Genomic DNA, 13,056 nt, shown 5'->3' on the forward strand with positions numbered 1-13,056 from the left:
GGCGTCAGTCGAATTCTGGCTCGTCCCGGTGCGTATCGCGCACGGCATAGGCTGTGTCCTGCGCCTTGCTCAGCGTCCACCGGATGCGCGTCGCATACTCCATTGCGCGCCCGGATAGAACGATCTGTTTTGTCGCGCGTGGCTTTAATCGCCCTTTTTCAAGGTAAACGCTTGGCTCGACGGACAATTTTCCAATGCCATCATGGCGGAAAACCCAGATCTCACCGCTTTTGAGCGCCATCGACACCGCCGCCCCGCCCAAATCCAGCGCGGCATCCACGTCAGGATGCAGATGAAAACGGATATCGTACCCGATCCCCTTGAGCGCCGAGGCGTCCATTGCCTTATCGAACTGCCGCTTAGCCTTGTCAGTCGCGGTCAGCAGAATATCCTCGACCGCCAGCTCGCGGCCATCGAACCGCAACTCAAAAGTCCGGGCATGGGTCAGGCCGAACACTTTGGCATATCCGTCATGACCGGCCATGAAGCGGATGCCTTCAAACGCGTCCTCGAAATCGACTGGCACGTCCTGTGGCGCATCCACCAACGCCTGACTTTCGCGGCCCGGCAATGGATTGGCCAACCGCGCGCTGGAAAACCCATCCAGGCACAATGTCGAGTGCGAGGGCGTTGCCCGCCCAGCGCGTCGCCATTCCAACCCGAAGCTGGCCCCCGACCCGCAATTCACGATCAACGGACGCCGCCCCGAGGTCAACTCGAACGCCAGCGTAGAGGCATGTGCATTGAACGAGGCCGCACCAGTGGGCGGCGCGCTGGAATCCACGATTACCGTGGTACGCGCAGCAGACAGGCGCGCATAGCCCATCGGCAATTCGGTCGCCGCCTTATGTTTGACGCCGCTTTGAGCAAGGGCCTGTTCCAAACGTCCGTCGACTCCGCGCCCGCCACCATGAAAACGCGCCAGCGCCCCGTCCGCATGGCGCAGGCTCCGCAGGGTCGGCGCGATCCGCTTGATTGCATTGACCTGCGCGACAGGCGCTCCGCGCCCCAGATCATTCAGCGCCGCTGTGGTCCAGCTGAGCAATGTGAAAACTTCCAGCAACTCTTCTGGGTTGCGCGTCGGAATACCACCCTGCGCGTCCACCTGCCGATCACATTCGCTGGCAAGTGCCCGCAAGGCCGGATCGGCCATCTGCTCCAGCCCTTCCAACGCCAGCCCGGCCTGCACCAGACCCGCCAAAGCTTCAAACCGGGGCAAGCCGGGGGTCGCCGCCTGCCAGCGTTTGGACAAAAACCATGTCTGTTGCGCCAGTGAACGGAAGAACAGCCTACTTTGCCTGTCATCTGCACCGCGCAGTAGAAAAATCGCGTGGTTGATCCAGCGCATGACACGCCGACCGGTCAGATCGGGCACCCAGCCCGGGCCTTGGCCACGACCATGCGCTTCGATCCAGCCAAAAACCCAGCGCTGCGCCTTTTCGCGTGCGCGCATGTCTCCGACCGCAGCCAGGTCGTCCAGCCAGGCAAAACCATGGCGTTCGTCGTCAAAGCCCGCACTGGGGGCTGCGACGTCCCATAATCCGGTATCTTCGGCCTCGACCAGGTACCCGGCGAACAAGAGGTTTCCAGCAACCAGTTGCCGACCACGCGCAAACGAGCCCACGGTGCGCGGATCGGGTTGCGCGACAAACCCTGTGACCGCCTTTTGCCGTTGGCTCAAGCGCGCGTAGAAACGGTTTTGAAACCGCATCCACCGACTGGTCATGGTGTCCGAGTTCGACATGTCTCGTGTTACTCTGCCCCTTGCGCTCTGCTGGCGCTTGAGACCCAACGATAGACCGTGCCGATCGTCAAGTCATCGAAAAGCGTGCGCTTAGGCGGATTTGGTCAGACAGGCGATGTAGAACCCGTCCATACCACCGCGATCCGGCCAATAATCAGGCCGCAGACGCAGGCCGCCTTCTTCCGTTGTCCAGCCCGTTTCAACGCCTGATATCTTTACTGCGTCGCGGTTCACGCTCATGTCGGGATACATCTCCAACGCCTCTTCGATCTGTACTTCACCTTCGTCCGGCAACAATGAACAGGTGCAATAAACCATGCGCCCGCCGGGCTTCAGCATACTCCAAGCATGGGCCAACATCTGTGTCTGAAGCTCGATCAGACCGCCGAATTCGGATCCATCTTTGGCAAAGGGCAAATCCGGGTGCCGCCGGATCGTACCTGTGGCCGAACACGGCGCGTCCAGCAGGATCGCGTCATACTGCCCTTTATGTTCCAGCGCATCCCCAACAATGACCTGCGCCGTCAGGCCCGTCCTTTGCAGGTTTTCGCGCACCCGCTCCATCCGAGATTCTGAAACATCCAACGCCGTAACATCCGCTCCCGCCGCAGCCAGTTGCATCGTTTTGCCACCAGGAGCAGCGCAAAGATCCAGCACGTTCTCACCGGCCTTCGGAGCCAGGACGCGAACCGGCAAGGCAGCCGCCGCATCCTGCACCCACCAGTCTCCGGTTTGGTATCCCGGCAGGGCCGAAACCTGACCGGCATCCTGCAGACGAATTGAGCCTGTTGGCAGCACATCGCCCGCGGGACCATTCGACCCCGGCTTCAAAGTCAGATCAAGCGGTGCGCCTGCGAAATGCGCCTGCTCCATTCCGGCCACGGCATCCGCGCCCCACGCCACAACCAAGGGATCGCGAAGCCATTCCGGCAATCGCGGGACACGCATTTTGGGCCATGCCTCGGGCCCTTCTGCAGCGACTTTGCGCAGAACCGCATTCACCAGGCCCTTCAGACGCCCATGCTTGCGCGAACGGCTGATGATCTCGACCATGGAGTTCACCACGCCATGCGCCGCTTCACCCTTACACAACTCAACTGCACCCAGCCTGAGCGCGTTGTGAACGGTCAGAGCGGGCGTGCGGTTCAGATGGTTGTCCAACAACCGGTCGGCGCGCTCCAGCCCGCGCAAGGTCTCCAACGCCAGACGTTGAGCACGCGCGCGATCTTCAGGACCCAGCCGGTCCAATGCACCCGCAGCGAGACATTCAGACAACAGGCGGCCCTCGCCCAGAACCTGATCGAGAAGATAGATTGCGCTGCGCCGAGCTGCTGTTGCGCTGTTTGCCATGGTATCGCCTTGCTGTGACCTGCGCCCGCATTGCCATTGGCGGACGCGGGCGTATATCAAGACCCAGCACGGAAAGGAACCCGATGTCATGAGTGACGACCGCAAAGACCTGCCCCCCGCCGCCCAGCGCGCACTGGCCGAAGCGGAAGAACGCCGACGCAAAGCCGAAGCCGAGGCCAAGGCGTTGCCCAAGGAACTGGGTGGGCGCGACGGGCCGGACCCGGCCCGCTATGGCGATTGGGAAAAGAAGGGCATCGCCATCGATTTCTAGGCGCTCAGCCGCGCAGCGCCTGTAGAAAGTCTTTGATCAGCGCGCGTTGTTTTTTGGATTTCGCCCGATCTTCGGGCCAGGTCAGCCAGTACCCGTCTTTGGTTTGCAATTCCGGAAGGCCCATCCTGCGCAACCGGCCCTCTTGTAGGTCGGCAAAAGCCAGAGGAACCGACCCCAGCACCACACCCAGTCCGCGCCGCGCTGCCGAGATCGCGTGTTCCATCGAATCAAAACTGATTTGAGACGGCGGTGCATCCTCCTGATTGCATTTCTGGGCCCATTCCCGCCATCCGGGGCGTTCTCCGCGCAATTCGATCAGAGGGGCACCCCATTCGATTCCCGGTGCGGCCATGGGCACAAGAACCTCATGCGCGATCAAGGCCGCGTCGCGCCCGGCCCACATGCCACGGCCATATCGGATTTGCAGCCAGGTCCGCTCTTCATCCAAGGTTGACCGCCGCGCGCCTGAATCGGTCAGCACCCGCACCTCGGGTCGCAGTTTTTGAAACGCAGGCAGGGCCGGCAGGACAAGCGCGTGAATGTTGGACGACAATCCGGCGACGCGCAGCTCTCGTGGGGATTTTCCGAACAGATCCTCGGTATTGCGCTCTAACGCTTGCAAGCTGTCTTGCACCAGGGGTAGATAGCTCTCGCCTTCGACCGTCAGCGACACGCCACGCGCTTCGCGCACGAACAGGGATCGGCCCAGCCATGCCTCGAGATTACCGATCCTTTGGCTGACAGCGGCCTGAGTCAAACCAAACTCTTTGGCCGCAGCCGAGAACCCCCCCAAACGCCCCGCAGCTTCGAACACGCGCAACCAGTCCAGCGGTGGCAGTCCGATCTTTTTCTTAGCCATAAGTTTTTCCAAGCCTCAGCCGAAATAAGGATTAATTGTCGTAATGCCACGAACAGCGTATCTGCTCAACCAAAGCTCGCGCCGAACAGGAGATCCCCAATGCTGCGCACCGCTACTAATGGCGCCAACGTCGTGACCGTGACTTTCACCGACGACAGCCAAGCCCGCTTTCACGCCATCTGGCTGCGTGACAACGCGCTGGACCCGGACACCCGCGCGCCCGGCAACGGTCAGCGCCTGATCACCATCGGCGACATTCCTGCCGACGTCTCAATCAGCGCGGCCGAGGTGATCTCGGGCGATCTGCAGGTCACCTTCCAGCCCGAGGAAAAGACCGTCGTCTTCCCCGCCAACTGGTTGGCAGATCACATCTATGACCGCGATCAGGACAACGCGTTTGGTCGCATCGCCCCGGGCATCACCACGTGGGAAAGCGGCATCAATGCACCCAGCGGCGACTGGAATGAAGTTCACGTCAGCCCGACCGCCAAGCGTGATTGGCTGGCAGCCGTCGCGGAATTCGGGTTTGCCAAGTTAACGGGTGGCCCGACCGAACCTGAATCGCTGCTGAAAGTGGCTGATTTGTTCGGCTATGTACGCGAGACGAACTATGGACCCTATTTCGAAGTGCGGACTGAGGTGAACCCGACCAACCTTGCCTATACCGGACTTGGCTTGCAGGCGCATACCGACAACCCGTATCGCGATCCGGTGCCAACGCTGCAAATCCTGTATTGCCTTGAGAATTCTGCTGAAGGCGGAGACTCGATCGTGGTCGATGGTTTCCGCGCGGCCGAAAAGCTGCGTGCGCAGAATCCCGAAGGCTTTGCCCTGTTGGCCGGCTACCCGGCACGATTCGAATACAAGGGTTCCGACGGGGTTTGGCTGCAATCGCGCCGTCCGATGATCGAACTGTCTCCGGATGGGGAATTGATTGGCGTCCGGTTCAACAACCGCTCAACTGCGCCGTTCGTCGATATCCCGTTCGACCAGATGGAGGCCTATTACGCCGCCTATCGCCAGTTGGGCGAGATAATCGATGACCCGGCCATGGGCGTGTCGTTCAAGCTGGAACCGGGCGAAAGCTTTATCGTCGACAACACCCGCGTGCTCCACGCGCGGCTGGGCTATTCCGGCGCGGGCTCACGCTGGTTGCAGGGATGCTATGCCGACAAGGATGGCTTGCTGTCCACACTGGCCGCGATGGAAATAACGCACCCGGAGGCGGCGGAATGAAACCCGATTTCTCGACGTTGAACCGTGACAATATCGTAGCCTTCATCGGTGATATTTTCGAGCGCCGCGGCGATGAGGAATATCTGGGCGAACCCGTCACCATGGCCCAACACATGCTGCAAGGGGCCACCATCGCCGAGCAGAACGGCCAGCCTGAAGAAATCATCGTCGGCGCGTTGCTGCACGACATTGGCCATTTCACCTCCGAGTTCGGGACCTACCATCCCGACGATACCGAAGACCGCCATCACGAGGATGCAGGGGCCGAGGTGCTGGAACAGTTCTTCCCCTCGGTCATCACCGATTGCTGCCGCTATCACGTGGCAGCCAAGCGGTACCTCTGCGCCACCAAGCCCGAGTATTTCCAGCGCTTGTCTGCCGCCTCGGTTCATACGCTGGAACTGCAGGGCGGCCCGATGAGCGAAGTAGAGGTTACCGCATTCGAATCCAACCCTAACCTGAAAGAGATCATTCAGGTTCGCTATCTGGATGAGGCCGGTAAACGCGCGGATATGGAGACCCCCGATTTCGCCCATTTTGCACCCATGGTGCAGCGCATGGTCGACAAACATCTGGGCACGTCATGACTGCACCTGAATACATCTTCGAGGCCAGTTCCAAGCCCTCGTTACCCTGGCACGAAGTTCCTCTGATCCGCGCAACAGATCAGACGGTCAAAGGCTATGGCTGTCTGGTCGATGACCCCGAGACCTTTGAAATCGAGATCGTCCGCTGGCCGCAACAAGGTTGGCGCCCCATCGACGAAGGCACCGGCGACGAAGGCGGCTGGGTCGAAGGCACGTTCAAATGTGACTGGCGAGGCGACGTGCTGTATGGCGAGAACGAAGCCGTCAAGGGGCATTACGTTCTTGGCTGGTCCACGGATCCGCAAACCGCGCAGACGGACCGACAAACCGCGCCCCGTGATCAGGTATTGCTCTGGCACATGAACTATCACCCCGATGGCGGACAGATGTTTTGGCCTCTGGACAACAAGCCTTTCATTGTCCCTGCTGCTCTGCCTGGTGACAACCTGACCCCCGACAAGGTGGTGGCGTTTTGGTGCGACGGCTCTCGCGGCCTCTATATCCACCCGGGCATCTGGCACGAGGGCATATTCCCGGTCGAAGATGACCAACGGTTCCTAGACCGACAGGGTGCAGTTCATGCACGGGTCAGCGCCGATATCGGGAAAGAGTTCGGTGTGTACCTGGCCTGCCCTTTGCGCGAAGACAGGATCAAGGAGCTGTAACCAAAGCCCCCTGATGCCCCGACCGTTTGCGCACGATCCATATCTGCACCGCAAGCAAATAGGGCACAAAGAACGCAAAGTTCTGAATCAGATCGAAAGGGCCCGAGAAGTCGGGCTCTGACCCCAGCCCACCGGTCAGCAGATACCACAGCGTGTAATGCACCCGGTACAGCCATGATCCCAGCGCCAGCCAGAACAGCCTCAACCCCCAGGCCCAGTGCCCCGCGCGATCATTGCAAAGCGCCATGCGTGCCACCATCAAAGCTGCGGTGAACAGGCAAAGGCCGTATAGGAAAAACGCGGCAGACATCACCGGCCCACCAACCGTGCCTCGCAAAGGGATATAGGTCATCCCCGCCATCCCTGTCACAAGAGCCAGCGCAACCAGCACAGTACCCAAGGCGCGGTGAAACCCGTTGAAGCGCTGCCGAAGGGCGTGGATCAGTTGCAGCGGCACCAACACCACCAAGAGCGTTCCCGTAAGGATGTGCAGCACCATCGCGGCGTTGCCGATACGTTGCCCATCAGCAAAAAGATAGCTTCGCTGGGCCGCATCCGACGACATGCCTACGCCGATCATACCAAACCCGTGCGCCACAAATGGCAGCAGTGTCAGATAAAAAAGTACCAGCAGGACACCGGTTGCCGAACCGGAACGACGTATACGCATGGATCAGAGCTTAGCGCCAACAATCCGGGCGTCTATGGCTTACAACCCCAGCACATCCACCATGTCATACTGCCCGGGTGCCTTGCCCTGACCCCACAACGCGGCTTTCAGCGCACCACGGGCAAAGATTGCGCGGTCACTGGCCAGATGACGCAGCACGATGCGTTCTCCGGGGGCAGCGAACAGCACATCATGTTCACCAACAATGTCGCCGCCGCGAATGGCGTGGAAGCCGATATCACCCCGCTTGCGCGCGCCGGTGATGCCGTCGCGGCCGCGGTCAGAGACATCGGCCAGTTTGACGCCGCGCCCCTCGGCAGCGGCCTCACCCAGCATCAGCGCTGTGCCCGAAGGCGCGTCCACCTTGTGGTGGTGGTGGCCTTCGATGATCTCGATATCGAAATCTTCATCCAATGCGGCAGCGACTTTCTTGGTCAGTTGCACCAGCAGGTTCACACCAAGGCTCATATTGCCCGCCCGCACGATCACGGCATGGCGTGAGGCCGGTTCCAGTGCCGCGACTTGTTCGTCGGACATGCCAGTTGTGCCGATCACGTGGACGCAACGCGCCTGCGCAGCCAGAGCGGCAAATTCCAAAGTCGCTTCGGGCGCGGTGAAATCGATCACCGCCTGCGCTTGCGCAAACGCTTCCAGCGGATCATCGGTGACGGTGACACCCAGCGCCTGACCACCCATGGCCTCGCCTACGTCCTGACCGATCCAATCATGGCCTTTGCGCTCGACCACGCCAACCAGACGCGCCTGATCGCTTTCGCTGACAGTCTTGATCAGCATCTGCCCCATACGGCCCGAAGCCCCTGTGATAACGATCCCCGGAATATGGGTCATTGCGCTGGTCCTTTTCGTTAAGTCGGCTCAAAGCCTCCTACCCCGTTCGCGCCCGCTTGGCAAAGCCCAGCTTTGGGCTTAGATCGGGGATATGGCAAAGAACAAATTCCACGATGGCCCCGGCCCGTCCCAACGACAGCTGCGTGTCGGCGAACTGATCCGTCGCACCCTGTCCGAAGTTCTGGCGCGCGGAGATGTCCACGACCCCGACCTGAACCGCATGTCGATCACCGTGGGTGAGGTCCGTACCTCGCCCGATCTCAAAATCGCGACAGCCTATGTGCTGCCGTTAGGCGGCAAAGGGCAAGAGGACGTGATCGACCTGCTGGCCCGCAACAAAGGTGAGTTACGGCGCGTGATCGGCAAGAAACTGAACCTGAAGTTCTCGCCCGATCTGAGGTTCCGTCTGGATGACACGTTTGACCGTTTGGACGACACCCGCCGCATGTTCCAGCAGGACGCGGTGCGCCGCGATCTGGACGAGTGATCCGGGCACTGACCATTTTGGGCGCGGTACTATGGGCCGCGCAAGCGTCTGCGGTGACCTGTGAAAAGGTGACTCACGAGGATCTGCGCTACACTGTCTGCGAGGTCGATGCGTCCGCGGCGGACCTGCGCCTGTTTCTGAATGGTGAAGACGGCGAAGTGCTGGGGCATTTCTCGTCGGTCAACGAGACACTTGAACCCGAGGGCAAACGGCTGGCCTTTGCAATGAACGCCGGTATGTATCACGACGACCGCTCGCCCGTCGGCCACTATGTCGAGGATGGGCAGGAGCAGATGCGGGTGATCCCGAACCCCGGCCCCGGCAATTTCGGCCTGCTGCCCAATGGGGTGTTCTGCATCCGTAACGGGCGCGCCGATGTGTTCGAGACACTGGATTTCGTGGATCAGACGCCGAACTGCCGCTTTGCCACCCAATCTGGCCCGATGCTGGTGATCGACGGCGAACTGCACCCACGCTTTTTGCCTGATTCGACCTCTCGCTATATCCGCAACGGTGTTGGCACGAGCGCTGATGGTACGCGGGCCGTTTTTGCGATCTCAGAGGATTATGTCACCTTCCACGAATTCGGGAGCTTGTTCCGCGATGTGCTGGACACTCCGAATGCTCTGTTTCTGGATGGCAATATCTCACGAATGTATGACCGGGCAGGCAATCGCTCGGATCTGGGGTTCTCGTTGGGGCCAATCGTTGGCGTGGTCGAGGATCGGCCAGCAAATTGACAGGGCGGGTGTGATCCGTTAACCCGCGCGCCTCAGCAAAAGGCAAGGTGCAAGATGGGACGCAAACGCAAGGGTCGCGACATTTCCGGTTGGCTGGTTGTGGACAAGCCTGCGGGCATGACCTCTACGTCGGTGGTCAACAAGGTGCGTTGGGCGATGGATGCCAAAAAAGCGGGCCATGCGGGCACACTGGACCCCGAAGCAACCGGCGTTCTGGCCGTGGCTTTGGGCGAAGCGACCAAAACCGTTCCCTACATCACCGATGCGCTTAAAGCTTATACGTTTACCGTGCGTTTGGGGCAGGCCACCAATACCGACGATGCCGAAGGCGAAGTGATCGCAAGCAGCGATGCGCGCCCCTCGGATGAGGACATCAAACAGGCGCTCACCCCATTTCTTGGCGACATCATGCAGGTTCCGCCTAAGTTTTCTGCGGTGAAGATCGACGGCCAGCGCGCCTATAAACTGGCCCGCGATGGCGAGGATGTGGAACTGACCGCCCGGCCCCTTTGGGTCGAGGAACTGATCCTTGTCGACCGCCCCGATGAAGACCACGTGGTGTTGGAGATGACCTGCGGCAAGGGGGGCTATGTCCGGTCGATTGCGCGCGATCTGGGTGAGGCATTGGGCTGCCACGGCCACGTCAAGGAACTGCGCCGTATCTGGTCCGGCCCGTTTGAGGCCGAAGATGGGCTGACCATCGAGCAGATCGACGAGATGGCCAAGTCCACCGCGCTGGACACGTACCTGCACCCGTTGGAAACCGGCCTGTCGGACCTGCCCGAGCTGAAATGCACCCCTGAGGGCGCCACCCGCCTGCGTAACGGCAATCCCGGCATGGTGCTGGCATCAGACGTCGAATACGGCGATGAAGCCTGGGCCTCGTTGGATGGTAAAGCGGTGGCCGTGGGCATCTACAAATCGGGCGAGCTGCATCCGAGCCGGGTGTTCGTTTCCTGAAACACGTGCTAGGCGGTTGGCATGATCACCCGAACGCATACCAAGGGCGACGCGCCTTCGACCGCCATCTATTCCGATTGCGAACACTACCGCTATAGCCTGACCCGCGTATGGGATCCGGCAGGCCGCAAAGCGCTGTTCGTGATGCTGAACCCTTCGACCGCGACCGAGGTGCAGAATGACCCCACGGTTGAGCGCTGCGAACGGCGCGCTCGGGCCTTGGGGTTTGGCGCGTTTCAGGTGACCAACATCTTTGCCTGGCGCGACACCGATCCGCGCAAGATGCGCGCCGCTGCCGAGCCGGTCGGGCCTGCGAATGACAAAGCTATTCTGGACGGCGTGGAATGGGCCGATCAGGTCATCGCTGCCTGGGGCACCCATGGTGCACATCTGGACCGTGGCACGGCAGTTGAACAGTTGTTGCGGGAAACCGGTCAACCCCTGTTCCATCTGGGCCTGACCAAAGACGGACACCCCAAACACCCCCTTTACATCTCCTACACTCAGCAGCCTGAGCAGTGGTGATAAAGTATTAACCATTTCAAAGACTTGCCTTTGACCTAACCGTCCCCGGCGTGAGACATTCATCCTCGGAGCATTCTGCTATCGGAGGAGTGTCATGTTTCTGGCCGGATTGATCGGACTGGCCGCCATTGGCGGTGCAGCCTACGCGATGAGCGACATGCTGATCGAAGACGAGGACACGTCAGATGACTTTCCCGAAGATGAGCCGCAAACCGAAAGCGGAACCGGAGAGTATCTGGAAATCGGCGAAAATGTCGAAGACCCTGTCGGAACCGAAGTCGAACCCCTGTCCACCGGGATCGTCCTTTCCGAATTCGAAGGGGATCTGGTGATTGCCGGAGAAGACGGCCCGGACATGATCACCGGAGGGGACGGTGTGGATCAGATCAACGGCTATGGCGGCGAAGATACGATCCACGGGGGCCAGGGGGATGACGTCCTGCATGGCGGCGACGAGATGGATACCATCTATGGCGGGCCGGACAACGATGTCCTGCATGGCGAAGCGGATGATGACCTGCTGTTTGGGGACACAGGCGATGATACTCTGTTCGGGCATTTCGGCGACGACACTCTGGACGGTAGCGAGGGCGAAGATGAGCTTTATGGCGGTCAGGGCGACGATACTTTGGGAGGCGGGGCCGATGATGACGCTCTACAAGGCGGATTTGGGGATGATGTCCTGACCGGAGACGCAGGCGAGGATGCGATCTTTGGCGGCGACGGGGACGATTTTGTATTCGGCATCGAAGACGGTGCAGCCGAACAGGATTTCCTGAATGGGGGTGCCGGCGATGACACCCTTCTTGCTGGCAGTGGCGACGTGGTGACCGGTGGTCAGGGGGCCGATGACATCGTCGTGGGCCTAGGTGAGGAAGATATCACCGTCATGGGGTTCCAACCGGGTGAGGATAAGTTGCTTGTCACCTGGGAGGACGAGGCTGAGCCTGAAATTGCCGTGGAACCTGACGCAGAAGACTCAAACCTTACGCGGGTGATCATCGACGGTCAGGAAGTGGCACAGGTGTATGGTGCCGAAGGGATGACGGCAGCCGATATCCAACTGATCACCGAAGCCCAACTGGAACAGTATGGGCAGATGGTCTGAGCCCGCAGATTCCCTTTGCCATTTGTCCAAAATGCGCCTATACGCGCCCATCCGCATCGGAATCGGTGCGGTTTTCTCCATGGGCCTGTGCTGGACGACATCCCGGCCTGCGCCATTAACTCTAGCCTTTGAAGGAGACCCCGATGTCGATCACTGCCGCTGAAAAAGCACGCGTCATGCAAGAATTCGCAACCAAAGAAGGCGACACCGGTTCGCCTGAAGTACAGGTTGCCATCCTGACCTCGCGCATCAACACCCTGACCGAGCACTTCAAGACCCACAAAAAGGACAACCACGGTCGTCGTGGTCTGCTGAAAATGGTTGCTCAGCGCCGTAAGCTGCTGGACTACCTGAAGGGCAAAGAAGAAGCGCGTTACCAGGACCTGATCAAAAAGCTGGGCATCCGCCGCTAAGGTCGGATCGCATCGCTTGCAGATTTCAGACGCCCGCCACTTTGGCGGGCGTTTTTTTGTGCAGGTCAATCAGTTGGAAGTCAGGTGCCCTCAATCAGGATGGGCACGTTCATATTCCATGCGTGCGCTTTTAACCTGATCCATCTGCTCATGTGACCAATAGACAAGCGGCTTGAGCAGCTCCAACAGATCTCGGCCCAAAGGTGTAAGCGCATAAGAAACCGCAACAGGCGGGCCGGGATCGACGGTGCGGGTCAGATACCCATCCCGTTGCAATCCCCGCAGGTTTTCCGTCAGCACCCGTTGCGTCACGTCGCCAATACAGCGCTTGAGCTCTCCAAACCTTTTAGGCTCATCCTCAAGGGCCAGAATGATGATCATCCGCCATTTGCCCGTGACGTTGGACAGAACCGAACGGATCGAGCAGTTGGACGCTTCGGCCTTGCTGTTGACGCCAATGGGGAGCATGAGAACCTCTGGTGCGGTTTTGTTACTTAAGACAACAATAGAACTTCCCGAAATATTCGCAAGGCTATGTTTTTAATGAAGTATCCCAGAAGTAACCTCGTGACATTTTAGTGCGTAATTGTAA

At 59.9% G+C, this 13,056-nt stretch carries 16 protein-coding genes; 10 read left to right on the plus strand and 6 right to left on the minus strand.

What is annotated here, in order from left to right:
• Positions 1–4 precede the first annotated feature (4 nt).
• Both ACR0EV_RS12545 and ACR0EV_RS12550 read right to left on the minus strand, forming a co-directional pair.
• On the minus strand, positions 5–1,744 hold the full coding sequence (locus ACR0EV_RS12545) for a heparinase II/III family protein (protein ID WP_480800402.1): 1,740 nt from the start codon (positions 1,742–1,744) through the stop codon (positions 5–7).
• Between the two features lie 90 nt (positions 1,745–1,834).
• Positions 1,835–3,094 (minus strand): RsmB/NOP family class I SAM-dependent RNA methyltransferase, encoded by a 1,260-nt coding sequence (locus tag ACR0EV_RS12550; RefSeq protein ID WP_480800403.1) that lies wholly within the window; start codon positions 3,092–3,094, stop codon positions 1,835–1,837.
• Positions 3,095–3,182: 88 nt separating this feature from the next.
• Here ACR0EV_RS12550 and ACR0EV_RS12555 point away from each other — a divergent pair, with 88 nt between their 5' ends.
• Entirely contained in the window at positions 3,183–3,365 is a 183-nt protein-coding gene (locus tag ACR0EV_RS12555; protein ID WP_171093279.1) for a DUF1674 domain-containing protein, read from the plus strand.
• 4 nt (positions 3,366–3,369) lie between these two features.
• Here ACR0EV_RS12555 and ACR0EV_RS12560 read toward each other — a convergent pair whose 3' ends face one another.
• A complete protein-coding gene (locus ACR0EV_RS12560; protein ID WP_480800404.1) occupies positions 3,370–4,224 on the minus strand; it encodes a LysR family transcriptional regulator in 855 nt (284 codons plus the stop codon).
• Between the two features lie 99 nt (positions 4,225–4,323).
• On the opposite strand from ACR0EV_RS12560, the gene tmpA reads away from it, so the two are divergent.
• Genes tmpA through ACR0EV_RS12575 form a run of 3 tightly spaced genes read left to right on the plus strand, consistent with a single transcriptional unit; the run spans position 4,324 to position 6,712 of the window.
• Positions 4,324–5,460, plus strand: coding sequence for a 2-trimethylaminoethylphosphonate dioxygenase (gene tmpA / locus ACR0EV_RS12565; RefSeq protein WP_480800405.1), 1,137 nt, complete (start codon positions 4,324–4,326; stop codon positions 5,458–5,460).
• The gene (gene tmpB / locus ACR0EV_RS12570; RefSeq protein ID WP_475197894.1) at positions 5,457–6,047 is read left to right on the plus strand and encodes a (R)-1-hydroxy-2-trimethylaminoethylphosphonate oxygenase; all 591 of its coding nucleotides are present in this window, start codon (positions 5,457–5,459) and stop codon (positions 6,045–6,047) included. The genes tmpA and tmpB overlap by 4 nt, the downstream gene beginning before the upstream one ends.
• Positions 6,044–6,712 (plus strand): ureidoglycolate lyase, encoded by a 669-nt coding sequence (locus ACR0EV_RS12575; RefSeq protein ID WP_480800406.1) that lies wholly within the window; start codon positions 6,044–6,046, stop codon positions 6,710–6,712. The genes tmpB and ACR0EV_RS12575 overlap by 4 nt, the downstream gene beginning before the upstream one ends.
• On the opposite strand, the gene ACR0EV_RS12580 is transcribed toward ACR0EV_RS12575, so the two are convergent.
• Positions 6,699–7,382, minus strand: coding sequence for a DUF2306 domain-containing protein (locus tag ACR0EV_RS12580; RefSeq protein ID WP_480800407.1), 684 nt, complete (start codon positions 7,380–7,382; stop codon positions 6,699–6,701). The genes ACR0EV_RS12575 and ACR0EV_RS12580 overlap by 14 nt on opposite strands.
• A gap of 39 nt (positions 7,383–7,421) precedes the next feature.
• Positions 7,422–8,231, minus strand: coding sequence for a 4-hydroxy-tetrahydrodipicolinate reductase (gene dapB, locus ACR0EV_RS12585; RefSeq protein ID WP_480800408.1), 810 nt, complete (start codon positions 8,229–8,231; stop codon positions 7,422–7,424).
• 91 nt (positions 8,232–8,322) lie between these two features.
• Here dapB and rbfA point away from each other — a divergent pair, with 91 nt between their 5' ends.
• The 6 genes from rbfA to rpsO all read left to right on the plus strand — a co-directional run bounded on the left by rbfA (position 8,323) and on the right by rpsO (position 12,464).
• Complete coding sequence (gene rbfA / locus ACR0EV_RS12590) at positions 8,323–8,718, plus strand: 30S ribosome-binding factor RbfA (RefSeq protein ID WP_171093264.1); 396 nt, start codon at positions 8,323–8,325, stop codon at positions 8,716–8,718.
• Positions 8,715–9,458 (plus strand): phosphodiester glycosidase family protein, encoded by a 744-nt coding sequence (locus ACR0EV_RS12595; protein ID WP_480800409.1) that lies wholly within the window; start codon positions 8,715–8,717, stop codon positions 9,456–9,458. Before rbfA ends, ACR0EV_RS12595 begins: the two co-directional genes overlap by 4 nt.
• 54 nt (positions 9,459–9,512) lie before the next feature.
• Positions 9,513–10,418 carry a tRNA pseudouridine(55) synthase TruB gene (truB, locus tag ACR0EV_RS12600; protein ID WP_480800410.1) on the plus strand — a complete coding sequence of 302 codons (906 nt, stop codon included), beginning with the start codon at positions 9,513–9,515 and terminating at the stop codon, positions 10,416–10,418.
• A gap of 21 nt (positions 10,419–10,439) precedes the next feature.
• A complete protein-coding gene (locus ACR0EV_RS12605; RefSeq protein WP_480800411.1) occupies positions 10,440–10,943 on the plus strand; it encodes a DUF1643 domain-containing protein in 504 nt (167 codons plus the stop codon).
• Positions 10,944–11,037: 94 nt separating this feature from the next.
• Positions 11,038–12,051, plus strand: a complete 1,014-nt coding sequence (locus ACR0EV_RS12610; RefSeq protein ID WP_480800412.1) for a calcium-binding protein — start codon at positions 11,038–11,040, stop codon at positions 12,049–12,051.
• A gap of 143 nt (positions 12,052–12,194) precedes the next feature.
• Positions 12,195–12,464 carry a 30S ribosomal protein S15 gene (rpsO, locus tag ACR0EV_RS12615; protein WP_170329634.1) on the plus strand — a complete coding sequence of 90 codons (270 nt, stop codon included), beginning with the start codon at positions 12,195–12,197 and terminating at the stop codon, positions 12,462–12,464.
• Between the two features lie 90 nt (positions 12,465–12,554).
• On the opposite strand, the gene ACR0EV_RS12620 is transcribed toward rpsO, so the two are convergent.
• Positions 12,555–12,932 (minus strand): winged helix-turn-helix transcriptional regulator, encoded by a 378-nt coding sequence (locus ACR0EV_RS12620; protein ID WP_171093255.1) that lies wholly within the window; start codon positions 12,930–12,932, stop codon positions 12,555–12,557.
• Between the last annotated feature and the right edge of the window lie 124 nt (positions 12,933–13,056).

It is taken from the genome of Ruegeria sp. CF8 (assembly GCF_056537285.1).